Here is a 25,348-nt window from a genome sequence, read left to right as displayed (position 1 = left end):
TTTCGGTCAGTGATATCACTGATAGGATAAATTTCATTTTTCCTCAAATGCGGAGTTTACGGCACCGATTTTAATGGGCATACTCTCAAACGGTGGCGCGAGGGGGGCCAAAGTTTCACATTTCGTGGGGCGAGAGTGATCTTTGGTTTCCCTCAACCTTTCTGCCCGTTTTTCCAGACAAAACCTTCCATGCAGATTGGCGCCAACCGGGTCGCATCCACACCCAAATCAAAATATCCCAACATTTTCTCACCTATTTCTTTGTGAGTTCCGATTGATCGGGATAGAATAATTGCGACCTGTCGGGGAACGATAACTTTCAGGGGAACATGGCCAATGTCCGATAACTTCCAGATTCTGATCGCCGATGACCATCCGCTCGTACGCGGAGCACTCAAACAGGCCTTAAGCTCAGAACTGGAAAATGTATCGGTCCTTGAAGCCGGAAGCCTTTTTGAAGCCATCGATCAGGTCGAAGCACATAAGGGCGATATCGACCTTGTCCTGCTGGATCTGCATATGCCCGGCATGAACGGCTTTACTGGCCTGTTTACCCTGCGTGCATCCTATCCCGACATTCCGGTTTCCATCGTTTCGGCCAGCCAGGAACTTCCGGTTGTGCGGCGTTCCATCGAATACGGCGCGTCGGCCTTTGTACCGAAATCAGCCCCGGTCGATCAGATCGGCCTTGCGGTCAAAACCGTGCTTGATGGTGGCATGTGGATGCCTGATTGGGCACGCGAAGCCATGGAAAACGGCCCGGCAGATGACGAGGCCACCGGTTTGGCCGAAAAGATCGGCCAGCTCACCCCGCAGCAATTGCGTGTTCTTAACATGCTGACCGAAGGCAAGCTCAACAAGCAGATCGCCTATGAGCTTGACGTGACCGAGGCGACCGTCAAGGCCCACGTATCGGCCATCCTGCGCAAACTTTCGGTCCATAGCCGCACCCAGGCCGTGATCATCGCCCGCGAATTGCAGTTGCAGGAACCGGCGATTGATGCCTGAGGCACCCTGCCCCGAGAGCGGATGCAAGCCTGATCTGACAATGATCCTCTATACATACCTGACGGAACCTTGTTCCGATCAGAACGTTTAACGCAGATAGACCTTTATCTGCGGGCCTTGTCCCGTCCAAGCAGGAGCTTCTGCATGACAACGCCCGTGGCCGGGAACGATCCCGCCAGCACCGACACCAGCACCAACGAAAACGCGAACGACACCGCAAAGCCAAGCCGCCCCGGCGCGCCATCCGAAGACCGGATGCGGACATCGCGCGCGCTTGTTTATCGTCGGGCGCGGACGATCTCGGTGATCGGGACGTTTGGCATTCTGTTTCTCGGCTGTCTTTACATTGCGCAAAGCCTGCTTTTGCCGGTTGTGCTGGCCTTTTTGCTGTCACTCGTCTTCTCACCACTGGTGCGCACCCTTGCGCGGTTTCGCATCCCCCGCGCGATCAGTGCGCTTGCGATTGCACTGACCCTGAGTGCCTCGGTTATTGCCGGGATTTACGGGTTAAGCGGGCCGGTATCGGGCTGGATCGAGGAAGCCCCGCAGATAGAGCAACGCCTGCGTTTGCGTCTGGCTGATCTGAGCGAGCCGCTTGATAAGCTCCGCGATGCCCAGCAGCAGGTAACAGAAGCCACCGAACAGGATGATGGTGATGAGGATGTGCAAAAGGTCGTCGTCACCGAGCCCAACCTGATCAGTCAGGCCGCACAGGGCGCGCCCGATATCCTGGCCGGGATCGCGATGATGCTGGTGCTGTTGCTGTTTATCCTGACCGCCGGCGATCTGGTTTACGAGAAACTGGTGCGTGCCCTGCCGACCTTTGGCGACCGGCGCAAGGGTTTGCGCATCGCCCATGATATCGAACGCGAAGTCTCGCGCTATCTTGCCACCATCTCGGCGATCAATATTGTGCTGGGCATTGTTATCGGCACGCTGATGGCGGTGATTGGCCTGCCCAACCCGGTGCTGTGGGGCATTGTTGCCGCGGTTCTGAATTATGTGCCGGTTCTGGGGGCGCTGACCGGGGTTGCGATTGTTGCCGTTGTCGGGCTTGTTTCGATGCAAACCACGGCCGAGGCGCTTTTGGCCCCCGCGCTTTATTTCGCCTTTACCGCCCTTGAAGGGCAGATCATTACCCCGGCCCTTGTTGGCAACCGGCTTCGCATCAACTCGATCGCGATTGTGCTTGGTGTTGCCTTCTGGGGCTGGATGTGGGGTGTGATGGGCATTCTGGTTGCCGTCCCGCTTCTTATCGTGACCCGTGTGATTGCCAATCATGTTGATGGCCTTGGTGGATTGCGTGAATTGCTGGGGCCGCATGCTATGGGCAGCGGGCCGGAGCGAAGCCTTCCCGAACGCATGCCGCCACAGCGATCATCATAACCCGCACGATCACGCATCACGCCATTGCCAAATGAGCCAAACACTGCCACCTTTGGCCGATGAACAAGGTCGAAATCATTGCCCATGATTGTCTGGGTGTTGAATCCGTCATGGCCGAAACACGCCATTCCTTTGCCAAACACACCCATGAGGCGTTTGGCATCGGCTTCATGTATTCAGGGGCGCAAAAATCGGCCTCCGGGCGTGGCATGGTCGAAGCCGGGGCTGGCAATATCATCACAGTCAATCCGCGTGAAGTGCATGATGGGCATCCGATCGGCGATGCGCCGCGCGGCTGGAACATGCTGTATTTCGACCCGGCCCTGATTGCGCAGGCAGCACACGACCTTAGTGACGCTGCCACCGATCAATATGAGTTCACCCGTCCCGTGATGGATAGCCCGGAAGTCCGGCAATGCTTTGGCGCACTATTTGATGCCATCACCAATGGATCGGAAGAAAGTGCACGGCTGCGACGTGAAGAAATGCTGTTGCTATTGCTTCATCACGCCATGATTTCACCGGGCGAGCCCGAACCGAAATCAACCGTGGGCACCGCCGTTGCACATGCCCGGATCAAACGCGCCAAGGCGCTGCTTGATGACAGCCCAAAACTTAGCCACAGCCTTGATGATCTTGCCGACGCGGCAGGACTCAGCAAATTTCAAACGCTGCGCAATTTTACCCAGGCCACCGGCCTGACCCCGCACGCCTATCTGATCCAACGCCGTATTGATCTGGCGCGCGCCATGATCAAATCGGGCGAAACCCTTGCCGATATCGCCAGTGCCGCGGGCTTTGCCGATCAAAGCCACCTCAACCGCCACTTTGTCCGGGCCTTCGGCCTGACACCCGGCCGTTATGCACGGGCGATCGGCTCGAACTAACCCACCACCAAAGAAACGGCTCCCAAACCAAACGTCATTCCCGCGCCGGCGGGAATCCATCTTTGCCGCGATTGCCCATGGATTCCGGGTCTGCGCTCCGCCCGGAATGACGGTTTGGGGCAAATCATCAGATCCTGCAATTCCGTTCAAGAATGTGCTGCCGTCCATCCGTAAATTGAGGGCAACACAGTCAAACGAACGGATGCACCATGATCAGCCTCGACTTCCTGATAACCTCCCTCATCATCGTCGCCCTGCCCGGCACCGGCGTGATCTATACCCTAGCCCTCGGTCTGGGTCGCGGCATGAAAGCCAGCATCTGGGCCACCTTTGGCTGCACGCTTGGCATCGTCCCGCACATGACCGCCAGCATCCTTGGCCTCGCCGCCCTGCTCCATGCCAGCGCGGTCGCCTTTGAAATTGTGCGCTATCTCGGCGTGGCCTGGTTGCTTTATATGGCCTGGGGGATGTGGCACGGGACCGGTGCGATGAAAGTCACCGCCAATGAAAGTGCCACCGGCGTTCTTAAAATCATCCGCGACGGGATATTGCTCAATCTGCTCAACCCGAAGCTATCGGTCTTCTTCCTTGCCTTCCTGCCGCAGTTCGTCAGCCCCAACACGCCCGATACAACACTTGAAATGACCCTGCTCGGCCTGATCTTCATGGCAATGACGTTTGCCGTGTTTGTGGTCTATGGCTGCTTTGCAGGCGCCCTCCGCAGTCACATTATCGAACGCCCCAAGGTCATGGCATGGATGGGTAAGGGTTTTGCCGTCGCCTTTATTGCGATGGGTGCCAAACTTGTGTTCTCAAGCCGCTAGAACAACATTGTGCCCCAACCACTGCCTTATGGTATTCTACCCATGACTGAAGGAAGCCTTACCATGCAAACGCCCGATACCATAAAGCCCATCAAGACCGAAGCTGACTATGACGCAGCAATGGAACAGCTCAAAAACCTTTGGGATGTCAAACCCGGCACGCCAGAGGCTGATCAGTTGGAAGTGCTTGGTATACTGATTGACCAGTACGAAGCGCAACAATTCCCGATTGCCGCCCTCGACGCCGTTTAGGCCGCCCTGTTTTACAGGGAGCAAAACGGAAAAGCTTGGAATATTCTAGCGGATATCTTGATTCAGCAGGCTCGACAAAGCGCGTAAGACAGAAAATAAATCTGTCCGTGTCCCCTTTTCCGGTCCATGGGGTTGATTTCAATGTGACTTTTTCCAATATTTTTTTGCCAAACCTCTCCTATCCGCAAAGGCAACTTCACACCAAAAATCATTTGTAGCAAATGTCGTGCTGGTAATTGGCCGCAAAGCTTCGAATATATTTTCCGCGCGGGTTAAGAGATAAGATAATTGACCAAAATCTAGCCAAAAAACATTATGTAAATATGAGTGAAAGTCATACTTATCTTCACGAATTGGCGCCACTAATTTTAGCTTTTTATATAATTTATCTAGCTCTTTATTGAAGTCGTTCACAATATTTTTGTGATTCTTTAATTCATCAATCACTCCAAGCTTCATAGAAACTAGAGCGTTAACAATACCCGTAGTCATTATTCTACTTGTAACTGGACCAAATGACGTTGGATTCACCGCCAGTTTTATAATTTTATTTGGAAATTTTTTCTCATTATCTAGCCAACTTTCTAACCATCCCTCCCGAAGATGCAGTTCCCTGTCGGCCAACTGACCAAGCATTTTGATGTAGGTTTGCCCATAATCCTGATAGAATTTTATCATTTCCAAAGATTTTGCCTTCGAGGTCAACACCTTTGATTTTACTTCTGAAACGAAAACAAAATCATCGACCTTTCCTATGACATCTATGTCATAGGGAGTTTTTCCGACAGAATATCTAACCCCTCGCTCAATACGGGTAACGCCTTTACTAATTAATTGCTCAACCGCTCTTTCATAGATATCAGCTATTAAACGGCTAGAATCTTCGAACATGCTTCTAATTTTTGAAACGATCAACGGACACAACGCTGCGCAACTTATCGTTGTTGGCATGCAGATCAATCTACCCTTTTGCCCCGCATCGAATAGAGGACTTCTTAATTCCCAACCTACCGTGTCTGTTGGCAAACCACGATAGTCCTTTGTTCCAGATGCCTTTAGAATACACATATCTGAAATTATAGGGAAACGTCGCCTAACATCTGTTTCCAAGCAAACAGATACACTTTCCGGATTCAGAGTGTTCGCAAAATCCAATATTTCCTGCAATAGCTGCTCAAGATTAGATGCAATCCTATCTTTTTGAGGAATGATATACTTGATTGCGTCAATTAAATTATCCACAGCAGCTTTCGGGACCTGAGATACACTAAAAGTTGTATCCCACAACATAGATCGCATCATCACGTCGGGTACACTAAACGGGTCAATTTGAATTTGTTCAAATGTGCTGTAGCGCTCACAATCCAAGTGCGCAGCATAATCTGTAGATAATTGAACTAATTGTCTCCAAACAACATCAGGTTTCCTTAACATTACTCCTTTACTCGAATTCCTAACTGCCATCCCAAGCAGCCAACCAAAGGGCAAAGTAGGCTCCTTACTAGGCCAGACCTGTTGTACAAAGTTTCCAAACAACCATATCTGGTCGTGGTAGCGATTAGCATGTCGCATTTCAGAAAAAACTTTTGAAACAACCGCTTCGGTGCCTAACAGGCATAGTAGTGACCTGATCTTGGATATTACTGCAGAACTTGACGAAGGCTGTAATCTTGGTCCAAGCGTTAGGAATTCAAACTTATAGCCGCAATTTCTTAACCGCAAACAGGCCATAGCCACTTGAAAGTTACGCCAGTTAGTCGACTTCTCCTCGCAATGTTTTTCACTCTCCAGCACAGTATGAATCGCTTCAAGCCAAGCCTCTTTATCATCAAACCCCACACACTTTTTGCTATGTAGCTCGCGCGATATCTGTCTAACGACCCCCACTGGGTCTAGGGGAATGTCATGAAAGTGACAATATATCTCTAGCGAGTCAGCTAAACGCCAAAGATCTCCGCCATAGAAATCCTCGCCATGGAGAGTTTCTGCTAAGTCTAAGGGTTCTTTTCGACTTTGGTATTCAGATGCTTGGCCGTATAATTCAAGGAACGTTGCCAGATCGTCATATTTTAACATCCTTTACTCCGCCGCATCACTTCCCAACCGGTTCAGTGCACGCGTCATCAGCGCGCGCAGCTTGGCCGGGCGGAGCGGTTTGTTGAGTAGCGAGTAGCCTTGGGCGGCGATCAGGTCGGCGGTCTCGGACGCGCGGTCGGCGGTGATGATGACGCCGGGCACGTTAACGCCGTGAACATCGCGAAGCCGGATCAAGACATCAAGGCCCGTCTGGCCGGAATCCAAGTGGTAATCGGCAAGGATGATGTCCGGGGAGAACGGCTTTTTGCCATCAACTTCCTGGGTCAGCAGGTTTTCGGCAGCCGTGCCCGATTGGGCAGTCACCACGACGCAATCCCAGTTTTCCAGCATGGCGCGCATACCATCAAGGATATTGGGTTCGTTATCAAGGCACAGCACACGCAAGCCACCCAGCTCGCCCGCCATGCGGCGTTTGGGTTTTGGTGTGACGGTTGTGTCGGCAACACCAAGCGGCACTTCTACCGAGAAGACCGTGCCGCGACCGGGGCGCGAGCGCACCGAAACCGGATGGCCAAGCGACTTGCCAAGGCGATCGACGATGGCAAGGCCAAGGCCAAGCCCCTTCACGTCGGTGGTTTCCGGACCTTCAAGGCGATGGAATTCGCGGAAGATGATTTTCAGTTTGTCTTCGGGGATGCCCGGCCCGCTATCCCAGACTTCGAGTTTCAGCTTATCCCCACGTACACGGCAGCCGACCACCGCCCCGCCGGTGCGGGTATAGCGCATGGCGTTGGAAATGAAGTTCTGCAAGATACGCCTAAGCAAACGACTGTCACTGCGCACCCAAAGATCGCGTTTATGAACCTTGAAGCTAAGCCCCGCATTTTCGGCAATCGGCCCAAATTCGGTTTCAAGCGCGCCCAGCACATCATTGATGGCAAAGTCCCGCACGGTGGGCTGCATCGCGCCAGCATCAAGCTTGCAGATATCAAGGAGTTCATTCAGCAACTCCTCAACGCCCTTAAGCGACAGGTCGACCTTGCCGACCAGATCCAGCACGTCTTCGGCCAGCCCCTGCTTGCCGCCCAGTGCCACGGTAAACAGTCGCGCGGCATTAAGCGGTTGCAGAAGGTCGTGGCTGGCTGCGGCAAAGAAGCGGGTTTTGGTATCGTTGGCGGTTTCGGCCTGTTCCTTGGCGTCCGAGAGTTCGGAGTTCAGGACCTCCAACGCGTGCGTTCGCTCGGTCACGCGGGCTTCAAGGCCCTCGTTGGCTTCCTTGAGGGCCTGTTCAGCGGTCTTGCGTTCGGTAATGTCGTGATAGATGCAGAAATAGCCCAGCACTTCGCCGGTTTCATCAAAGTGCGGGATATAGGTGCCCTCGGCATAGCGGCCTTCGCGCACGCCAAGGGTGGCGCGTTCGTCATTGCGGTTGCGCGTGATGGCGGGGAATTCGATCTCGAAACTTTGGCGATATCCCTGCAGCACAAGCTCGATCATGGGGGCGAGATGGACATAGCGTTCCTCGCCCACGGCTTCACGGACCGACATGCCGTGGGCCTCAACCCGACGCAGGCCAAACATCCGCTCATAGGGCCGGTTGGTAAAGCGCAGGCGCTGATTTTTATCGGCATAGGCAATCATGACCGGAATGTTGTCGGTATAGATCCGGATGTTGCGTTCGCTATCGCGCAGGGCTTCTTCGGTGCGCACGCGGGCGGTGATATCGGCGATGGTAGCAACAAAGCCGCCATCGGGCATCGGGTTGGTGCGGACTTCAAGCACCATGCCGTCCGCGCGCTTACGCTCATAGGTGTGCGGTAAACGGCGCATCTGCGGGGCGGCGTTCCGGCCAAGTAGGATATCAATGTCGACCGCCCGGTTACCGTTATCGCGGCAGATATGAACAAGTTCGGACAGCGGCAGTGTTACCTGAATATCACTGGTCGAAATGCCCAGCAGATCAATGAAACGGTGGTTCCATGTCGCAAGGCGCAAGTTCTGGTCAAACACCCCTACCCCTTGCGAGATGTTTTCAAGCGTGTTGAGCAGAAGATCGCGGTTGAACTTGATGGCCTCGGACGCTTCATCAAGCAGCTCCATCGCATCACGGCGCGAAACGGCCTTATCAGGCAGCAACAACGCCATCACCACGCGCGAGGATGCAGCCCCGACCGCGCCCGACAGCAGATGTTCGGTATAGTTCGCGGCATCGACATCGGCAATGTCGGACCGCTTGGTTTCGCCGTCGCGCGCTTGCAGATAATTGCGAAAGGCACGCTGTGCCCAATGCTTACCCAGGAAGCGCGCAGCCAAGTCTTCGAGATCGCCCAGCGTCACCCGGCCCGGCCAGGTATCATTGCGTGCCCGGGTATCCTTGCGCCAGACATCGACAAAGACCTGTGCCTGACGGCGTTGGGTGACACCCTGCACACCAACAGCAGAGCCGACAAACATCAGAACGAAGTTGACCCCAAGCGACCAGACAACCCCGTGGGTCAGATGGTCTTCAATCCCGACCCCCAGAAGCGCTTGCGGATGCAGGATACCAATACCAAACGGCCCGTCGGTCAGGATCGAGGATGGCAGCAAGCCACCCTGCACAAAGGCCGGCATTAAAAGCGTATAGGCCCAAAGCCCGAAGCCCGACAGAAGCCCCAGCCACACCCCGGTCCGGTTGATGTTTTTAAGATAGATCGCGGCCAGAACCGCCGGGCCGAACTGCGCCATGGCGGCAAAGGACAGGATGCCGATATCGGCCAGTGCGTAGTTTTCCGCCAGGAACCGATAGAAACCATAGGCCAGAAACAGGATGACAATGATGGCCGCACGCCGGATTTTCAGAAGCACCTGACTGACATCGCCAGACATGCGTTTCTGAAGACGTTCGGAACGCAGCAAAAGCGGCATAACCAGATCGTTACAGACCATGGTCGACACCGCGACACAGGACACAATCACCATGCCGGTACTGGCCGAAAGCCCACCGATAAAGGCAAACACCGCCAGCCAGTTCTGCCCGCCCAGCAACGGTAAGGTCAGAACAAAGGTATCGGGATTGACCGCCGGGTTATGGCCAAACATGAACAGACCCGCAATCGCAATCGGCACAACAAAGATGTTGATCGCAATCAGATAGGCCGGAAACAGCCAGCGCGCGCTGGTCAGGTTGCGGCTGTCATCATTTTCAACAAAGGTGACGTGGAACTGGCGCGGCAGACAGAAAATGGCAAAGCCCGCCAGCATGGTGGCGATAAAGAAGTTCGATGTCAGCCAGGTATCGGGCAGGAAGAGTTGCCGTACCGTTGGATCGGCCAACGCCCGTTTATTGATATCGGCAAAGCCATCAAACATCCCGTAGACAACAAAGAAGCCGACCATCAAAAGGGCGGCCAGCTTGATCAGGCTTTCAAACGCCACTGCCAGAATAAGCCCGTCATGATGTTCTGATGCATGGATATAGCGCACGCCAAACAGGATCGCGAAGACCGCCATCAGGATGGTGACATAAAACGCGGTGTCCTTGGAAAAATGGCCTTCGGAATGGCGGACGACCTGTTCGCCCAGATCGCCGATCAGCACATCAAAGGACATCGAAACGGCTTTGAGCTGCAGCGAAATATAGGCAAGCACACCCACAACCGCGATGAGTGCTACAAGGGCGGCCAGGCTCTGGCTTTTGCCATAGCGCGAACCCAGAAAATCGGCGATGGAGGTGATGTTTTGTTTATGACAGACGCGGGCGATCTTGGTCATGATGCCAAAGCCGACAATCATCACCACAATCGGGCCGATATAGATCGGCAAGAACGCCCAACCGTCTGTCGCAGCCGAGCCCACCGACCCAAAAAACGTCCAGCTTGTGCAATAGACCGCCATTGAGAGGGCATAGATCGATGGTTTGAGTTTGGATGAGCGCCACTTATCGGCGTATTTGTCACCATAATGGGCAATGGCAAACAACAACCCGATATAGGTCATGGCAACAATAAAGATCAGTCCGCCCTGGATCATCCGCGCGTAGCCCTGTGTGTCATTCTGTAACCGGCTTCTATTCCGGCCGCCAATTCAGGCGGTTAGGATAAACTCTGATCGGGGACTATACCACGGGGGTGTTATTGTCTAAAACGGCGCAAATCGATTTGAGACCAAAGATCAAGGAAAGCGTGGTTCAGATGGCTTCTGATTATGGCTTTTACGCCGGTATCCTGCGGTTCGTTGCCAAGAAAACCGAAACCGATGACGCCGAAATTCGCATCATGATGGGTCATCTGGCCGGGATTTCCGATGCGATTGAACAGACCGGCCGCTTCATGATGGAGCGCAACAATTGCGAAAGTGCCGCACGCGCCTTTGCCGGTGTCGCCAAATTCCTGCAGGAACGCATTCTGCCAGAGGCGCTTAATGCCGGGAATGAAGGCGCTGTCGAACAGCTAAAATGGGCGATTGAAACATCGCTGGTGCTGGCCGCTGAATTGGTCAAACGTGCGGCCAATGAGGAGCTTAAGGATCAGGACAGGTTCACGTTCGATTTGCCCGCCACCCCGAACGCACCCACCGTGCACTAAGCACAGACGAACGCCGATTTTGACGACTTCAGATCAGGGTGCCTTGGCACCCTTTTCTTTTATCTGCGTTCAGGATGAGGCGGCTTCTTCGGCCACCACGCGCAGATAGGCATCTTGAAGTTCTTCAAGGACTGATTTGGCCGGTTTGGGCGCACCAAGATGGATATGGCGCAGCTCATCCATGAAACACTGCCACATGATTGGTCCGCCCTCTTCGAGCAATTGGGCACGGATCGACAGTTCTTTTGACACCGGCGTATGCCGCCTTCCCCACGCCCCCATTTGAACCAAAAGCGGGACAAGCTCGATTGCCGGTTCACTCAGGCTATAGATCGATTTTTGCGCGTGGCTTGGATCAGGAGATTTGAACAACAAACCTTCTGCGACCAGTCGTTTCAAACGGGTCGAAAGGATGTTTGAGGCAATGCCTTCTTCAGACTGGCCAAGCAGTTCGCGGAAATGGCGGCGATTGCCAAACATCACGTCGCGAATGACGATCAGGCTCCAGCGATCACCAAGAACTTCCAATGTCAGATTAATAGGGCATCCCGAACGGTGCTGATCCATTCCCAAAGCATCCTTTTTCACACTGATTGCAAAATAGGATCGGTTTTGTTAAAAGGCAACTGATTGCATTATGCAATCAGATTTCATCATAACGGGAGGCCACCATGCCCATTACATTCTATGGCCATCACTTTTCTGCCTATTGCCAAAAGGCCTTGATCGCGTTTCACGAACACAGCGTTGACCACGACCTGCGTAAGATTGACTTCGAAGACCCTGAAATCATGGCGGAGTTTGAGGAAATCTGGCGTCTCAAACGCATGCCGGTCATCATCGATAGCGGCCATACCATCATGGAAAGCAGCATCATCATCGAACATATCGACCTGCATCATAACAGCGGGCATGACCTTGTGCCGCGCGATCGGGCCCTGGCGCTTGAAGCACGCTTTATGGATCGGTTCTTTGACAATTACATCTCAACCCCGCAAATGACTGTCGTATTCGACGTTCTGCGTGATGCAAAGGACCGGGATGCTTATGGGGTTAACAAGGCGATTGACCTGCTTGAAACATCCTATGGCTGGCTTAATGACAGGGTGGCTGATCGCACTTGGGCTGCGGGTGAGGATTTCAGTCTTGCCGATTGTGCGGCGGGACCCGCCCTGTTTTATGCGCACTGGACCCATCCGATTGATCGCAAATATCGCCATGTCCACGCGCTGCGTGACCGGCTGATGGAACGCCCATCCTTTGCCCGGTGCATCGCGGATGCCAAGCCCTATCGCCATCTGTTCCCGCTTGAGGTCGAACATATGGACTAGGCCCGCCCAAAATAAAAGGCCGGCATCATGTGACGCCGGCCTTTTTCTTTCAAAACCTGATGGCTTAGTAAGTGCCGTTGGCAAAAACATTGGCGCGCTGGTTAAGCGCGGTTGCCTCGAATTCCTTGCCGTATGGCGCGGCTTTCTTGGCGAAATCCATCACGGACGCATAAATGCGACCGGTGAGTTCATTCTTCGCAGCAATTTCTTCAAGCGCCTCTTTGGAGGCCTTGGCAAAGGCATTGATCAGATCGTCATTGAAGTGACGGATCTCGGTGCCTTTTTCAAGGATCGCCTGATAGGACTGAACGTTGTTAAACGTGAAGTCCGACAGGGTCTGTTCGACATTGGCCTGTGCCGCAACAGCAACGATTTCCTGCAGGTCTTCAGGCAGTTCAGCGAACTTGTCCTTGTTGATGAAGACTTCGATGCCCGAACCCGGTTCGGCGAATGCCGGGGTGTAGTAGTATTTGGCAACCGATGCGAGGCCAAAGGCATAATCGTTCCACGGACCAACCCACTCGGCCGCGTCAATTGCACCTGACTGCAAGCTCGGCAGGATGTCTGCAGCCGGAAGCAGCGACGGGGTCGCACCCAGACGGCGCATGGCTTCGCCACCGATACCGGCATAACGGACTTTAAGGCCCTGCAGGTCTTCGACCGAGTTGATTTCCTTGTTGAACCAGCCACCGGCCTGAAGGCCCGTGTTACCAGCGAGGAACGGCTTGACGTTGAACTGGGCATAAAGCTCGTCCCAAAGCGCCTGACCACCGCCAAAACGCAGCCAACCGGAAAGTTCCCACGCCATCAGACCGAACGGAATGGTGGTGAAGAACGAAACAGCCGGGTCCTTGCCAAACCAGTAATACGGGGTGGCATGTGCCAGATCGGCAACGCCCTGCTCGACCGCATCCATGCATTCAAGCGCCGGAACCAGTTCGCCCGCACCATAAACGGTGATGTTCAGGCGACCACCCGACATCTTGTTAACACGCTCGGCAAACAGTTCGCCATTGGCACCCAGACCCGGGGTCCCTTTCGGCCAAGGCATAACCATACGCCAGTTGATGGTGTCATTGGCTTTGACGATCGATGGTGCGGCGGCAGTGGCGGCAAATGCGCCTGCGGCAACGCCAGCGCCGCCCAGAAACGCGCGACGTTTCATTGTGGGGCTCCCAATATTGGTAAAATTTTGCGCAAAAAGTTCATGAAGCTAATTTCGTAACCTTGTTTGCGGCCAAAGTTACGGTTTTTGGCGCAGGCAACAATTAACGATTGCGGGATGCTGCATCGCACTGAGCGCATGACATCGACATTTCATCGATAAATCTTCAACCATGGAGACAAACAAAAAGGGACTGCCAAGCTGGCAGTCCCTGATCGGGGATCGAACCGCGAGGTTCGACAAAGATTTAAAATCGGGTCTTAGTAGCCCCAGACCTTTGCGCGGTGCAGAAGTCCGGTCGCTTCGAACTCCTTGCCATAGCGTGCAGCCTTCTTGGTGAAATCGAGGTAGCTGGTTGCAATACGGCCCGACAGATCGTTCTGAGCGGCGATTTCATCAACAGCAGCCTTGGAATGTTCGGCCAGCGTCATGATGACTTCATCAGGGAACTGACGCACTTCAACACCCTTGTCGATCAGCGGCTGATAGGACTGGATGTTGTTGAAGGTGAAGTCGGCAAAGGTGTTTTCGGCAATCGCCTGTGCGGCAAAGCGAATGATCGCCTGCAGATCAGCGCCAAGTTCGTTGAACTTGTCCTTGCCAACGAAGATCTCAAGACCCGGGCCAGGCTCATGGAAGGCCGGGGTGTAGTAGTATTTGGCAACCTGATACAGGCCAAAGGCCATATCGTTCCACGGGCCAACCCACTCGGCCGCGTCAATTGCGCCAGACTGCATGGCCGGCAGGATTTCACCCGGCGGGATCATGGTGGCGTTGGCACCGGCACGGCGCATTGCTTCGCCGCCAAGACCGGCATAACGCATCTTCAGGCCCTGCAGGTCATCAAGGGAATTGATTTCCTTGTTGAACCAGCCACCGGCCTGCATGCCGGAGTTGCCGGCATAGAACGGAACGACATTGAATTCGTTGTAAGCTTCTTCCCAAAGCTTCTGGCCATCGCCAAAGCGGATCCAGCTTGAAAGCTCCCACGCGGTCAGACCGAACGGAATGGTCGAGAAGAAGTTGAGAGCCGGGTTTTTGCCCTGCCAGTAATAAGGGGTACCGTGCGCCATTTCGACCACGCCCTGTTCGACCGCATCCATGCATTCGAACGGCGGCACCAGTTCGCCAGCACCATAGATGGTGATGTTCAGGCGACCACCCGACATCTCCTTGACTATGGCGGCAAATTTTTCAGCATTGGTGCCAAGCCCCGGCGTGCCTTTCGGCCATGGCATAACCATGCGCCAATTCAGCGTTTCCTGCGCGGATACGACAGCCGGTGCTGCAACAGAAGCAGCAACCGCACCTGCACCCAATCCCGCCCCTTTAAGGAACTGACGACGTTTCATTTCGATCCCCCTAGATTCTTGTGTTTTGGTGGTTTTTTGCGCAACCACCGGCCTGCGGAGGGGGATTTTGGCTAAAATGGTCTCCGTTTTCCACTATTTTTGCGGAAAATGGGAAATATTTTTCCGTGACGCTACGGAAATAAGGCTTCCGGACCGTCTTGGTACTTTTACGACCCAAGGTAGCGATTGTAATCGGCGACAAACTGTTCAACCGTCCCGGCGCCTTGGGGGGTGTTGTAGTACTGCTTCCAATAGGCAGCCAGCCCGTTGACGTCATTCGGATCGGTCGGCATCGCGGTCGGTGCGCGGTAATAACGAATGCGGCACAGGGCGGTCGCGTAGGCCAGATTGGTCGCCAATTGTGCGTCCTTGTCCGGTGTGCCGTCCGACTGTGCCGGTTGGGCTGCAAGAAAACCATCGACCTTGGCTTTCAGATCAGCACGGTAATCAAGGTAATTTTCATAGCAATCATGAAGGGTTGCCGGCTCCATCTGAAAAATGCCGAGTGCGGGACCACCGCCGACCTGTTCGATGTAATCGCCCAGATGGCTCTCATGGGCGGCCGTCCCCATGATCAGGTTTTCCGCGACATCAGGTGCAGGCAATCCAAGGGCGGCCAGAACCGGTTTGACGACAAGGGTACGCAGCTGCGTGGCATTGATAGGCATGGGGGCCTCCATTCAACCAAAGGTATACACACCCCTATGACGTCGCAGCGTTGGAAATGAGAAATTTTTTCAATATTTTCGCGCTATCCGTGAAAATTTATCGAAAAAACCGCATCCAACCCCCCTTAAAAACACAAAAACATAACCTTATGTATAGTTACACTATTCATCTTTAGACCAACCTAAAGTTAGATCGCCCCGTTTGAAGTGTTCCAAGTTATTCGCCGTTTGTGGGGGACCAAAAGTGATGCATCCAGAGCTAAGACGCCGTCTTGACTTCATTGGACTGGACGAACCGAAGATCAAGCAGCTCATTCGAGCCTGGCCGGTGATCGAGAAAAACCTGCCCGCCATGCTTGATGAGTTCTATCGAAAAGTGATGGGTAATGCCGAACTCGCAAAAATCGTTGGCGACCCGTCCAATATCGACGGCCTCAAGAATGCTCAGCGCAAGCACTGGGCAAAACTCTTTGACGGCACTTTTGACGAGGAGTTCTATGAAGAGGTCCGCCGCATCGGCAAGGCCCATGAACGCATCGGATTGACGCCGGAATCCTATGTATCGGCCTATAATTTCATGCTGGGCGAAATCACACTCGTCCTGTGCAAAAACTTCCACCGCGATGCCCAACTCCCCACGATGGTCATCGCTTGCACCAATGCCCTGTTGGTCGATGTTGAAATGGCCATCACGGTCTATTACGAAGAGACCGAAAAAACCTATTACAAGAAGCTGCAGGAAATGTCCGATGAGTTTGAAAAAACCATCGGCACTGTCGTGTCTGCTGTTTCCAGCTCGGCCTCGGATATGTCACAGGCATCTGAAACCCTGATGACCAGCATGCAGGAAACCCAGGGCGAGGTAGAAAAGGCCCGCGGTGCGGCTGAGATATCAGCCGACAATGCGACCACGGTTGCCGGCGCAGCCGAGGAACTTGATAGCTCCATTCGTGAAATCTCAAGCCAGGTCTCGCGCGCATCAACCATTTCCAGTGATGTCGAAGATTCTGTACGCCAGACATCGGATACGATTGAGGCCCTTAATACCGCCGCAGAGCAAATCGGAACGGTCGTCGATCTGATCGACAAGATCGCAAGCCAGACCAACCTGCTTGCCCTTAACGCAACAATCGAAGCCGCACGCGCCGGCGAAGCCGGCAAAGGCTTTGCCGTTGTCGCAAGCGAGGTCAAAAACCTTGCCAATCAGACAGCCAAGGCCACCGGCGACATTACCGAGCAAATCAACAATGTGCAGCAAAGCACGGTGGCGGCAGTTAATGCCATTCACGGGGTTGCCGGTCAGATCAGCAGTATTGTTGATTCTGTTACCGCCATCTCGGCCGCCGTCGAACAACAGGCCGCGGCAACCACGGAAATCAGTGGCAACATCAACGCGGTATCGTCAGCCAACCGCGAGGTCAACAGCAGCCTTGAGACCGTCAATGGCACGGCAACCCGGACCAGTTCGGTCGCCTTGAACGTTTCAGAAGTATCACAGACACTAAAACAGAATTCCGAGCAACTGCGCAAAGATGTCGATGCCTTCATTACCAAACTGACATCTTAAACCACCCCTGTTCCGAGGTTCCGCGACCCTAGCGGTCGCGCGCCTCGGACGGCGTAATGCCAAACACCCGCTTGAAAGCGGTCGCGAAATTGGCCGGGCTTTTATAGCCCGCAGCCCAGGCGGCCTGCGCAATCGTCAGGCCGTCTTTTTCCATCGCATCGCGGGCCGCGACCAAGCGGCTTTCACGGATGAAATCCTTTACCGTCATGCCGTAGGCATCCTTGAAGATGCGCTGCATGCTGGCCACACTGATCCCGATAGCCGCTGCAATGGCAGACAGGGTTTGCTGTTCCGGATCACTTGCCAGAATGTAGTCGCGGATTTCCTGTGCGCGGTGATGACGGTCCAGTGCGTCTGGTTCTGCGCCTTGGGCGCGTTTGGCAACACTCCCCGCTTCCCCCTGAATGGCAGACAGTGCCTCGGCCAGGATTTCCAATCCCCGACTTTCTTTATAAAGCTCGCGCACGATCGGGTCGGTCGCGTGTGGATAGATCAGCTGATCGGCAAGGGCAAGAACCCGGCGCGACGGTTTCCAGCTGCGCACGGAGATACCGTTTTTGAAGAACTCGGTGATGTCCTGATACCGTTCCGGGGATTTGCCAAGCAGTTGCTGGACAACCCAGTCATACTGGGCCGAAATCATTACCTTGCTCAGTTCACTTCCCTTGTGAATGAAACGCCGGACCGAGGATGGCTTGGGCACCGCCCAGATAAAGCCCACCGGATGATCGCGCGCATCAAGGTCAATCGGCACCCCGTCAAATTCGGCCTGTAGACGACCTTTGAGGATCACCGCGACCTTGACGGCTGCCTTCACGTCATACTTGGCGATGGCATCCTTCATATCGACCGTATCGGACGTATGGATATTCAGAAAGGACGGCGAGTTACTAAAAGACATGCGCCCGCTCATCAAGGAGCCGCTGTCAGGTGTTGAACCCTCTGTCGCCTTGATACGCGTACCCAATTCTTCCAGTTGGCGGCTGGTAATAGAGTCACGCCGCGTTATCTGCCGGTGCGATGTTACCCCCACAAACCTCTCCTACATTCGGAATTCACAAAGCGTCTTTGAGCATATGCAAACGGCGCTGAACGGCCTTTGCGCAAACATGCTGACGATTTCGCAAACATGTCCGGCGATTTGGCAAACACCATTCCTGTTGCGCTCCCGCCTGCGAAAATAATATTCACAATCATTCGCATTTGCAAATCTATTTCTCAGGGAATGAACATGCCACAGTCACCCTCGTCAATCTCCTCACCCCGGATCAGTGCCCTTTTGCGCACGACCATTCTTGCCGGTGTTGCGCTTACGGTTTTGCCCTCCATCGGTTTCGCCCAAGAGGCAACCAAAGATGAAACCGAAACCGTGACCCAGCCGCTTGAAGTCACAGCATCCGCCAAATCGGCACAGGGACTTCCCGGTGGTGTTTCGATTGGTCAGGAAGAACTGGATCGCAAAAACCCGCAAAGCATGAAGGATGTCTTTTCCTCGGATGCCTCGGTCGAGGTTGGCGGCCCCACCGCCATTGTCCAGAAGGTCTATGTACAGGGCATCGAAAACACCAAGCTTAACGTGCAGATCGATGGCGCACGGCAGGTGGATTCAAGTTTCCACCATATCGGAACCGCTATCATTGATCCGGCAATGCTGAAATCGGTGGATGTTGAATCCGGTGTTGCGCCGGCTGATGCCGGGCCGCATGCCCTTGGCGGGTCGATGTCCTATGAAACCCGCGATGCCCGTGATGTTCTTGATGCGAATGAGACATTCGGTGGCTGGGGCAAGCTTCAGTATAATTCAAACACCAAGGGCTTTGCCGAATGGCTTACCGTGGCTGGCCAGTCTGGTGGCTTTGAAGCGCTGGCCTATCTGAAAAACAGCAACCAGGGCAATTACAAGGACGGCGACGGCGATGAAGCCATTGGCACCGCCGACGGCAGCGAAAGCGGACTGGGCAAGTTTGCCTTTACCGGCAATGATGGTGGCCGTTTCGAAGCATTCGCAAGCCATCTTGAAGATGAAGGTGTGCGCCCGTCCCGACCGAACTATGCGGTTCTGGCAAACGGCGCTTCGCCGCAATGGCTGTCTTATCGTGACACGTCGGTCGGTGTCAGTTATGTTGATGAAATGCCTTCTGGCCAGCTTGCCCCGGAGCTCAGCCTTGCCTATAGCCGCACGGTTCTGAACATTCCGGCCCTTCAGGGCGGACCGAGCTTCTATCACGTCAAATCCGACATCCAGTCGATCAACGGCAAGGCCGCCAACAATTTCGAAGTCGATAACGGCGTCATCACTGCCGGTATTGATTTCTATCGCGACGAAGCCACCGGCTATCACAACCGGTCTCCGCGCAATGGCAGCTATTCGGAAACCTCAACCGATATTGGCGCCTTTTCACAAGCCCGCCTGTCGCTGACAGATCGCTGGCGCGTATCATTCGGCGGCCGTGCTGATCAGCAATGGTTTGAAGCACTGACCGGCGAGGATTTCTCTGAATTCGGACTAAGCGGCAATGCCAATACAGAATATGACCTGACGGAACAGGTCATGGTTTATGGTGGTGCCGGAACGAGTTTTGGTGGCTTGCCGCTTGGTGAATCGGCAATTTATGAATTCAGCGACAACTGGAACTACAATGGCTTTGCGCCGTCACGCTCCTATAACGCCAAGATCGGTTCGCGCTTTGCGCTTGATGACTGGACACTCGATGGGAACCTTTTCTACAACCTGATTGATGAATCCCACGATCTTTCGAGCGCGACGCGTCAATCCACCGTCGATCTTGATACCCGTGGCGTCAATCTGTCCGCCAAGTACAGCTATGGCCCGGGCTTCGCCCGCCTGACCTATTCGCATACCAATGTCAAAACCGATGGCGGGGTCCCCCTCAGCACCGAGGCTTCATTTCAGGGCGTGATCATGGGTGACATGTTCAACTTTGATGCCGGTCACAGTTTTGATGACTATGGTCTGCGTGTTGGTGGCAATGCCGAATTCGCCCCTTCCGATGACAGCCCGGAAGAACGCGGCAATGAAAAACTCGACACCTACTTTGTTGCCAACCTTTATGCCGAATGGGTGCCCGCAGTCCTGAATGATGCCGTCACCCTGCGTGTCGATGCGCTTAACATTCTTGATCGCGACTATGTTGACCGCGCGACAACCGGCTATGACAGCACACGCATCAGCGAAACGTTCCACGAACCGGGTCGCACCTTCCTGATCTCGGCAAAAGTCGATTTCTAGGACGATAAAAAACAAGGACACGAGACCGAAATGGGGAGCACATAACGTGCTGCCCGTTTTGGCGTTTAAACGCCCCACACGATAACCTCTCAGGATAACCTGATATGAAAATGCGCAATTTAGTCTACCTTGCCGCCGCAACATTGATCTGGGGTACGCATGCCTCTGCCGGTGAAACGGTGACGCTGACCGATGTTTCCGGACGCGAAGTGACCGTGGAAGTCCCGGTCAAACACATGATCCTGGGCGAAGGGCGCTTTCTGCCGTCGATTGGCATTCTTGATCCGGAAAACCCAGTGCGCTGGATCGCCGGGATGATGGGTGAATTCAAATCGCTAGATCCGGCATCCTTCGCGCAATACCAGAACAAATTCCCCGAGATTGACGACATCCCGCTGATTGGGCGGCGCAACGAGGAAACCTTTTCTGTCGAAAAGGCCGTCACGGTTGAACCCGATGTTGCGATTTTCGGCATGTCGGGCGGACATGGCCCCGGCTCCACCAGCCACGAGGTCCTGTCTGTGATGGGGGCTGCGCATATTCCAGTGGTGATGATCGATTTTCGCGCCAAGCCGTTTGAAAACACGCCCAAAAGCATCCGCCTTCTCGGCAAACTGATGGGCAAGGAAGAACAGGCAGAAGCGTTCGTGAAGTTCTATGAAGAGAACCTGTCAAAGGTGACCTCGCGCGCCTCCGAGATCACTGAGAAACCCAGTGTCTTCCTTGAAAGCCGGGTCGGCCTTGCCGAGAATTGCTGCGAAGCCATGGGCAATGAAATGATTGGCAAGTTCGTAACCCTTGCAGGTGGCGACAATATCTTTGGTGATACCATCCCCGGTGTGATCAGCCAGGTCTCCGTTGAACAGGTCATCGTCACTGACCCCGACGTCTATATCACCACCGCCATCGGATCGGCCGGGCTGGATTCGGAAACAAATGCACGACGTATTGTGCTGGGGGCGAACACCAGTGCCGATCAGGCGCGGGCATCCCTGGCGCATAGCATGGAACGGACTGGCTTGCCGCTTCTAAGTGCTGTCAGAAGCAAGCAGGTCTATTCGGTCTGGCATCACATCTACAACAACCCGATCAATGTCTTTGCCCTGCAGGCCAAGGCAAAATGGTTGCATCCCGACATCTATGCCGACCTTGATCCCGACGCCGAACTGGCAGCATTTTTCGAACGTTTTCAGGCGGTCGATCTTGATGGTGTCTATTGGGTGGGCCTGAACGACGCACCATCGCAATAAGCCCTGCAAAGAACGCCAAAACCACCAACCAAGAGAGATCGCCAGATGTTCACCACCAAGGGATCGGTCAAAACCGAAAAGGCCGCCAAATACCTTGTCCAGCTGTGCAAGCATTTCGCCCATAAGGTCGAGGTTGATCTGGGGGAGACACAAGCCAATGTCGCCTTCCCGATGGGGCCATGCATTATCACCGCCGATGACGACCGCCTGACCTTTGACGGACAGTCACACAAGCCCGAGGGGATCGAGAGCATGAAGGGTGTGATCATCTCCCACCTCGATAAATTCGCCTGGCGCGAAGTGCCGCTGGACTATCATTGGGAAGACGGCGAAACGCCGGACTAGAAAGCCATTCACACAAACAAAAACGCCAGCCCCGAAAGGCTGGCGTTTTTTATTTCTAATGCAGCTGATAGGCCACCGGCACGGTCCAGGTGACCTGTTGCTCGGTCATTTCATCGGGGAATGGCGGGAATTTCCGCACCCGTTCGATCAGCCGTTCGGTTTCGCGATCAAGGATGCTCGATCCGCTCGATGTCACCATGGTTGCTTCAAGCACCGTGCCGTCACGTGCAATGACAAGACGAATGCGGTTCTCGCCCTCGATCCGGCGGCGCATGGCGCGTTCGGGATATTCGCGGAAGCGCGCCAGTGTCTCCAGAACCGATGACTGGTAATCGACCATCATCGCCTGACTTGCGGCACCGCCACCGCTGCCCTTAGAGGAACTTGCTGACTGACTTTCCGATGTCTCGCCAACCGTCCCCTCAGACTTGACCGAGTTCGTCAGCCCAGAGGGCTGCGGCGTTGGCTGAGCGGCCTGTTCGACAGGTTCGGGAAGCTTGGGGGCTTCTGGCTGTTCCACGGGCGGTTTCGGCTTCATCCGCACCGGCAGGACTTCGGCCAGCTCCTGTTCGACAACCGGCTCGGGCTCCGGTTCCGGTTCGACGACCTCTTTGACAACCGGTTCGGGTTCCGGGATCGGCTCGGGCTGTTCTTCGACGATTTCGGGTTCCGGCTCAGGTTCCGGGATCACTTCGGGCTCTGGTTCCGGTTCAGGCTCGGGCTCGACCACTTCTTCCGGGACCGGCTCGGGTTCAGTCTCTTGCTCGGGATCGGGCTCGACTATTTCCTCGGGAACCTCGGCAGCGGTGCTGTCGACCGCCTCGGCACTTTCGGCATCGGTTTGGGCCTCGCCCGTTTCGGACTGCCCGGCACCAAGCGAAATGCTGATGCTTTGCACGGCCCCTGCCCCGCCCCAGCCAGATGGCTGCGCGTCTGGTATGGCAAGCACAATCCCGCCGGTCAACACAAGGCCGGTCAGAACGGTTGCAATCAAAAGGTCAACGCGTTTGGACATTCTATTCCTGACCCGGCTGCATTGCAGTCATCAACTGGACCTTATCGATGCCAAGTTCCTGCAGACGTGCCAGAAGGGTCACGACCTTGGCCCCTTCAACTTCACGGTCGGCACGGATTTCAACCGGACGGCCGATATAATCAGCGGGCAACATCGACGACAGGCGATCAAGTCCGCCCGTCAGATCATCAATCCCGATTTCGCCATTGCTGCCGAACCACAAAACAATCGTGTCTTCGGGTTGGCCCTCGGCGGTCTGGCTGGCTGGCGGATCGACTTCAAAGGGGCCAAGCTTTTGCAGGCTGCCGGCAATCATGAAAAAGATCAAAAGCAGAAAGACGATGTTGATCAAAGGCAACATCGGTTCCTGAACCGGTCCGTCCTCGGCAATCTGGATGCGGCGCTTCATTCGATGAACTCCACATCCGTCACACCGCCACGCCCCAGTGTATCCATGACTTCGACCAGTCGCTGCAGATTGGCACCATTGACCGGGCGCAGACGCACCGGTGCGCCGTCATGATCGCGCAGCAGTGTTGGCGCCAGGTTGGATAGCGCAATCGCATTGCCATTGATCGACAGGCCGCCATTCACATCGACCTCGACCGTGACCGGGCGGGTATCGCTTTGGCTGGTGGATCTGCCATCGGTGATGCTGACCGACATCTCGAAGCCCTTCCAGTCAAGGAAGCTTGAGGCCAGCATGAAAAAGATCAGCAGGATAAAGACAACATCAATCAGCGGGGTCAGACCGATCATCGGTGATGAACCGCTGTTGCGTTCGCGCAGCTGCATGGGGCGACTTCCGGAAACGGGGGTTATTCGGCGGCGTGGCGCAATTCGGAAACGTTGGAAACGCGGTGCAGCGCCTTCTGGGCCAGTTCACCACGGTTTACCACCAGCGTGCAGACATCTTCCATGGTGGCCGCAGCACGGCTAATCACGCCTTGCATCCACATATGAAACGCGGTTGCCGGGATCGCGACGACAAGGCCAATGGCCGTTGTCAGAAGCGCTAGCCAGATACCACCAGACAGCACAGACGGATCAATGCGGCTGCCTGCCCCTTCCATGCGCTGGAAGGCCTCGATCATGCCCATAACCGTGCCCAGAAGGCCCAGAAGCGGGCTGAGCACCGCAATCGCAGACATAATGCGCAGTCCACCATTCAGCCCATCGATTTCCTTGCGCGCACGGGCGGCAATCAAATCAGATGCCGCTTCACGGTCATCAGCAGAACTTACCGGCAGCGTCATGCCCGAAAGACCGATACGGGCCGCTGGGTGGCGACGACGCGCCAAAACCTCGGCCGCCTGTTCTTCGTCGCCTGAGCTCAGGTGACGTTCGACATCCTTTACAAAGCCATCGGCAAAAACACCGCGCCGCAGGAAACCCACCAGCTTGTAAAAGAAAACCACCAGGCCGATGAGCGCCATCGCAGCCAGCACCCAGCCAACCACACCGGCCCGGTCGACCTGTTCGATCACCGGCAGGCCGACAAAGCCGTCAAGCATGCCGTTTGACTGGGTCGTTGCGCTTGCATCAACGGCAAGCCCGGTATTCGGGTCCACCATGACAGAGCCGTCCGCATTCAGGTTTCCGGTCGCAGTGTCAGCGCCCACCGGGGCCAGTGCGCCATCGGAAGAAAGCGGGGTTTGCGCATCCGTGGACGCGGCTGATGAATTTACAGGGTCAGACATGTAACTTTCCCGATCACAAAATTGATCATCACCAGAAGTCCTGCTCTGGTGCATTTGAAACTGATTTGCATTCTTTACAGGAAACGGCATTGCGATGCAATCGCAACCAACAAGCCCAACAAGATTTTCATGATATCGCCCCCTGCCCCAAACGGGTCGTGCAGGGACGTACCACACAAGGCGGCGCTGGCGTTTTCGGATCGGGAAACAGGGTGGCAAAAGCCGGATATGCAAAACCCCCGGAACTTCTGGGTTCCAAGGGTTTTGAATTGGTGAGCCCGACAGGATTCGAACCTGTGGCCAACTGATTAAAAGTCAGTTGCTCTACCAACTGAGCTACGGGCCCTCAACGTTGGTGAGCGGCGTTTTAATGGGCTGGGCGGCATCGGTCAACCCCCCTTTTTATGCGAAGATGCACATCAGCCATGAAAAGATAGAAAATGCCGAAAAATCACCCTCAAAAATCATTCCGGAATGTCTTCGCAAGGATCGGGATTGCATCCCTTGCAAACCATCGCCGGGCAATCAGGATCGGGAAATTCAGAAGGGAAATTTTGAACAAATAAAAAGCCCCCGAAACCGGTTAGGTTTCAGGGGCTTATTGGTGAGCCCGACAGGATTCGAACCTGTGGCCAACTGATTAAAAGTCAGTTGCTCTACCAACTGAGCTACGGGCCCTCAAGGTTGGTGAAGCGCGTTTTAATGGCACAGGCGGCATCGGTCAACACCTGTTTTCCATATTTTGG

22 protein-coding genes and 2 tRNA genes are annotated in these 25,348 nt (G+C 54.7%); 11 read left to right on the top strand and 13 right to left on the bottom strand.

Annotation, left to right across the window (positions count from 1 at the left end):
- The first annotated feature begins 336 nt into the window (after positions 1–336).
- The 5 genes from UF64_RS00650 (at position 337) to UF64_RS00630 (ending at position 4,357) form a co-directional block, all read left to right on the top strand.
- A complete protein-coding gene (locus tag UF64_RS00650; RefSeq protein ID WP_044826673.1) occupies positions 337–1,008 on the top strand; it encodes a response regulator transcription factor in 672 nt (223 codons plus the stop codon).
- A 144-nt stretch (positions 1,009–1,152) separates the two neighbouring features.
- Positions 1,153–2,394, top strand: a complete 1,242-nt coding sequence (locus tag UF64_RS00645) for an AI-2E family transporter (protein ID WP_082049387.1) — start codon at positions 1,153–1,155, stop codon at positions 2,392–2,394.
- 59 nt (positions 2,395–2,453) lie between these two features.
- The gene (locus UF64_RS00640) at positions 2,454–3,281 is read left to right on the top strand and encodes an AraC family transcriptional regulator (RefSeq protein WP_044826672.1); all 828 of its coding nucleotides are present in this window, start codon (positions 2,454–2,456) and stop codon (positions 3,279–3,281) included.
- Positions 3,282–3,490: 209 nt separating this feature from the next.
- On the top strand, positions 3,491–4,105 hold the full coding sequence (locus UF64_RS00635) for a LysE family translocator (RefSeq protein WP_152630569.1): 615 nt from the start codon (positions 3,491–3,493) through the stop codon (positions 4,103–4,105).
- A 42-nt stretch (positions 4,106–4,147) separates the two neighbouring features.
- Entirely contained in the window at positions 4,148–4,357 is a 210-nt protein-coding gene (locus UF64_RS00630) for a type II toxin-antitoxin system HigA family antitoxin (protein WP_082049385.1), read from the top strand.
- Between the two features lie 138 nt (positions 4,358–4,495).
- Here the strand turns inward: UF64_RS00630 and UF64_RS00625 are convergent, their stop codons facing one another.
- Both UF64_RS00625 and UF64_RS00620 read right to left on the bottom strand, forming a co-directional pair.
- On the bottom strand, positions 4,496–6,433 hold the full coding sequence (locus UF64_RS00625; RefSeq protein WP_044826671.1) for a hypothetical protein: 1,938 nt from the start codon (positions 6,431–6,433) through the stop codon (positions 4,496–4,498).
- Between the two features lie 3 nt (positions 6,434–6,436).
- Positions 6,437–10,405: a NahK/ErcS family hybrid sensor histidine kinase/response regulator gene (locus UF64_RS00620; protein WP_044826670.1), complete on the bottom strand. Its 3,969-nt coding sequence runs from the start codon at positions 10,403–10,405 to the stop codon at positions 6,437–6,439.
- Positions 10,406–10,566: 161 nt separating this feature from the next.
- On the opposite strand from UF64_RS00620, the gene UF64_RS00615 reads away from it, so the two are divergent.
- Positions 10,567–10,959, top strand: a complete 393-nt coding sequence (locus UF64_RS00615; protein WP_044826669.1) for a hypothetical protein — start codon at positions 10,567–10,569, stop codon at positions 10,957–10,959.
- Between the two features lie 69 nt (positions 10,960–11,028).
- On the opposite strand, the gene UF64_RS00610 is transcribed toward UF64_RS00615, so the two are convergent.
- Positions 11,029–11,526: a helix-turn-helix domain-containing protein gene (locus tag UF64_RS00610; protein WP_044826668.1), complete on the bottom strand. Its 498-nt coding sequence runs from the start codon at positions 11,524–11,526 to the stop codon at positions 11,029–11,031.
- Between the two features lie 104 nt (positions 11,527–11,630).
- Here UF64_RS00610 and UF64_RS00605 point away from each other — a divergent pair, with 104 nt between their 5' ends.
- The gene (locus tag UF64_RS00605) at positions 11,631–12,290 is read left to right on the top strand and encodes a glutathione S-transferase family protein (RefSeq protein WP_044826667.1); all 660 of its coding nucleotides are present in this window, start codon (positions 11,631–11,633) and stop codon (positions 12,288–12,290) included.
- A 64-nt stretch (positions 12,291–12,354) separates the two neighbouring features.
- On the opposite strand, the gene UF64_RS00600 is transcribed toward UF64_RS00605, so the two are convergent.
- The 3 genes from UF64_RS00600 to UF64_RS00590 form a co-directional block, all read right to left on the bottom strand.
- Positions 12,355–13,455 carry a TRAP transporter substrate-binding protein gene (locus UF64_RS00600; protein WP_044826666.1) on the bottom strand — a complete coding sequence of 367 codons (1,101 nt, stop codon included), beginning with the start codon at positions 13,453–13,455 and terminating at the stop codon, positions 12,355–12,357.
- A gap of 260 nt (positions 13,456–13,715) precedes the next feature.
- Positions 13,716–14,807 (bottom strand): TRAP transporter substrate-binding protein, encoded by a 1,092-nt coding sequence (locus UF64_RS00595; RefSeq protein ID WP_044826665.1) that lies wholly within the window; start codon positions 14,805–14,807, stop codon positions 13,716–13,718.
- Between the two features lie 167 nt (positions 14,808–14,974).
- The gene (locus UF64_RS00590) at positions 14,975–15,475 is read right to left on the bottom strand and encodes a hypothetical protein (RefSeq protein ID WP_044826705.1); all 501 of its coding nucleotides are present in this window, start codon (positions 15,473–15,475) and stop codon (positions 14,975–14,977) included.
- A 247-nt stretch (positions 15,476–15,722) separates the two neighbouring features.
- Here UF64_RS00590 and UF64_RS00585 point away from each other — a divergent pair, with 247 nt between their 5' ends.
- A complete protein-coding gene (locus UF64_RS00585; RefSeq protein WP_044826664.1) occupies positions 15,723–17,042 on the top strand; it encodes a globin-coupled sensor protein in 1,320 nt (439 codons plus the stop codon).
- A gap of 28 nt (positions 17,043–17,070) precedes the next feature.
- Here the strand turns inward: UF64_RS00585 and UF64_RS00580 are convergent, their stop codons facing one another.
- Positions 17,071–17,943, bottom strand: a complete 873-nt coding sequence (locus UF64_RS00580) for an AraC family transcriptional regulator (protein ID WP_235284916.1) — start codon at positions 17,941–17,943, stop codon at positions 17,071–17,073.
- A 330-nt stretch (positions 17,944–18,273) separates the two neighbouring features.
- On the opposite strand from UF64_RS00580, the gene UF64_RS00575 reads away from it, so the two are divergent.
- From UF64_RS00575 to UF64_RS00565, 3 genes are all read left to right on the top strand, one after another.
- The gene (locus tag UF64_RS00575) at positions 18,274–20,292 is read left to right on the top strand and encodes a TonB-dependent siderophore receptor (protein ID WP_044826703.1); all 2,019 of its coding nucleotides are present in this window, start codon (positions 18,274–18,276) and stop codon (positions 20,290–20,292) included.
- A gap of 110 nt (positions 20,293–20,402) precedes the next feature.
- Positions 20,403–21,542 (top strand): ABC transporter substrate-binding protein, encoded by a 1,140-nt coding sequence (locus UF64_RS00570; RefSeq protein ID WP_235284915.1) that lies wholly within the window; start codon positions 20,403–20,405, stop codon positions 21,540–21,542.
- 45 nt (positions 21,543–21,587) lie between these two features.
- A complete protein-coding gene (locus UF64_RS00565) occupies positions 21,588–21,887 on the top strand; it encodes a DUF2218 domain-containing protein (protein WP_044826662.1) in 300 nt (99 codons plus the stop codon).
- A gap of 55 nt (positions 21,888–21,942) precedes the next feature.
- Here the strand turns inward: UF64_RS00565 and UF64_RS00560 are convergent, their stop codons facing one another.
- The 6 genes from UF64_RS00560 to UF64_RS00535 all read right to left on the bottom strand — a co-directional run bounded on the left by UF64_RS00560 (position 21,943) and on the right by UF64_RS00535 (position 25,280).
- Entirely contained in the window at positions 21,943–22,902 is a 960-nt protein-coding gene (locus UF64_RS00560; RefSeq protein ID WP_044826661.1) for an energy transducer TonB, read from the bottom strand.
- A gap of 1 nt (position 22,903) precedes the next feature.
- Positions 22,904–23,311 carry a biopolymer transporter ExbD gene (locus UF64_RS00555; RefSeq protein WP_044826660.1) on the bottom strand — a complete coding sequence of 136 codons (408 nt, stop codon included), beginning with the start codon at positions 23,309–23,311 and terminating at the stop codon, positions 22,904–22,906.
- On the bottom strand, positions 23,308–23,697 hold the full coding sequence (locus UF64_RS00550; protein WP_044826659.1) for a biopolymer transporter ExbD: 390 nt from the start codon (positions 23,695–23,697) through the stop codon (positions 23,308–23,310). Before UF64_RS00550 ends, UF64_RS00555 begins: the two co-directional genes overlap by 4 nt.
- 23 nt (positions 23,698–23,720) lie before the next feature.
- Positions 23,721–24,602: a MotA/TolQ/ExbB proton channel family protein gene (locus UF64_RS00545; protein ID WP_044826658.1), complete on the bottom strand. Its 882-nt coding sequence runs from the start codon at positions 24,600–24,602 to the stop codon at positions 23,721–23,723.
- A 270-nt stretch (positions 24,603–24,872) separates the two neighbouring features.
- Positions 24,873–24,948 (bottom strand) — tRNA-Lys (locus tag UF64_RS00540).
- Positions 24,949–25,204: 256 nt separating this feature from the next.
- Positions 25,205–25,280, bottom strand: a tRNA-Lys gene (locus tag UF64_RS00535).
- Positions 25,281–25,348 lie beyond the last annotated feature (68 nt).

Origin of the sequence: Thalassospira sp. HJ (assembly GCF_000948415.1) — a bacterium.
Lineage (GTDB): Bacteria > Pseudomonadota > Alphaproteobacteria > Rhodospirillales > Thalassospiraceae > Thalassospira.
Note: the sequence above shows the minus strand (reverse complement) of the source record. Positions and strands in the feature narration are given on the sequence as shown.

Excerpts from the sequence above, each read along its gene's own strand:
- UF64_RS00555 (WP_044826660.1), bottom strand. The coding sequence starts at position 23,311 with ATGAAGCGCCGCATCCAGATTGCCGAGGACGGACCGGTTCAGGAACCG.
- UF64_RS00645 (WP_082049387.1), top strand. The coding sequence starts at position 1,153 with ATGACAACGCCCGTGGCCGGGAACGATCCCGCCAGCACCGACACCAGC.
- UF64_RS00615 (WP_044826669.1), top strand. The coding sequence starts at position 10,567 with ATGGCTTCTGATTATGGCTTTTACGCCGGTATCCTGCGGTTCGTTGCC.
- UF64_RS00635 (WP_152630569.1), top strand. The coding sequence starts at position 3,491 with ATGATCAGCCTCGACTTCCTGATAACCTCCCTCATCATCGTCGCCCTG.
- UF64_RS00630 (WP_082049385.1), top strand. The coding sequence starts at position 4,148 with ATGACTGAAGGAAGCCTTACCATGCAAACGCCCGATACCATAAAGCCC.
- UF64_RS00570 (WP_235284915.1), top strand. The coding sequence starts at position 20,403 with ATGCGCAATTTAGTCTACCTTGCCGCCGCAACATTGATCTGGGGTACG.
- UF64_RS00610 (WP_044826668.1), bottom strand. The coding sequence starts at position 11,526 with ATGGATCAGCACCGTTCGGGATGCCCTATTAATCTGACATTGGAAGTT.
- UF64_RS00620 (WP_044826670.1), bottom strand. The coding sequence starts at position 10,405 with ATGATCCAGGGCGGACTGATCTTTATTGTTGCCATGACCTATATCGGG.
- UF64_RS00595 (WP_044826665.1), bottom strand. The coding sequence starts at position 14,807 with ATGAAACGTCGTCAGTTCCTTAAAGGGGCGGGATTGGGTGCAGGTGCG.
- UF64_RS00585 (WP_044826664.1), top strand. The coding sequence starts at position 15,723 with ATGCATCCAGAGCTAAGACGCCGTCTTGACTTCATTGGACTGGACGAA.
- UF64_RS00545 (WP_044826658.1), bottom strand. The coding sequence starts at position 24,602 with ATGTCTGACCCTGTAAATTCATCAGCCGCGTCCACGGATGCGCAAACC.
- UF64_RS00650 (WP_044826673.1), top strand. The coding sequence starts at position 337 with ATGTCCGATAACTTCCAGATTCTGATCGCCGATGACCATCCGCTCGTA.
- UF64_RS00625 (WP_044826671.1), bottom strand. The coding sequence starts at position 6,433 with ATGTTAAAATATGACGATCTGGCAACGTTCCTTGAATTATACGGCCAA.
- UF64_RS00640 (WP_044826672.1), top strand. The coding sequence starts at position 2,454 with ATGAACAAGGTCGAAATCATTGCCCATGATTGTCTGGGTGTTGAATCC.
- UF64_RS00565 (WP_044826662.1), top strand. The coding sequence starts at position 21,588 with ATGTTCACCACCAAGGGATCGGTCAAAACCGAAAAGGCCGCCAAATAC.
- UF64_RS00600 (WP_044826666.1), bottom strand. The coding sequence starts at position 13,455 with ATGAAACGTCGCGCGTTTCTGGGCGGCGCTGGCGTTGCCGCAGGCGCA.
- UF64_RS00550 (WP_044826659.1), bottom strand. The coding sequence starts at position 23,697 with ATGCAGCTGCGCGAACGCAACAGCGGTTCATCACCGATGATCGGTCTG.
- UF64_RS00580 (WP_235284916.1), bottom strand. The coding sequence starts at position 17,943 with ATGTCTTTTAGTAACTCGCCGTCCTTTCTGAATATCCATACGTCCGAT.
- UF64_RS00605 (WP_044826667.1), top strand. The coding sequence starts at position 11,631 with ATGCCCATTACATTCTATGGCCATCACTTTTCTGCCTATTGCCAAAAG.
- UF64_RS00590 (WP_044826705.1), bottom strand. The coding sequence starts at position 15,475 with ATGCCTATCAATGCCACGCAGCTGCGTACCCTTGTCGTCAAACCGGTT.
- UF64_RS00560 (WP_044826661.1), bottom strand. The coding sequence starts at position 22,902 with ATGTCCAAACGCGTTGACCTTTTGATTGCAACCGTTCTGACCGGCCTT.
- UF64_RS00575 (WP_044826703.1), top strand. The coding sequence starts at position 18,274 with ATGCCACAGTCACCCTCGTCAATCTCCTCACCCCGGATCAGTGCCCTT.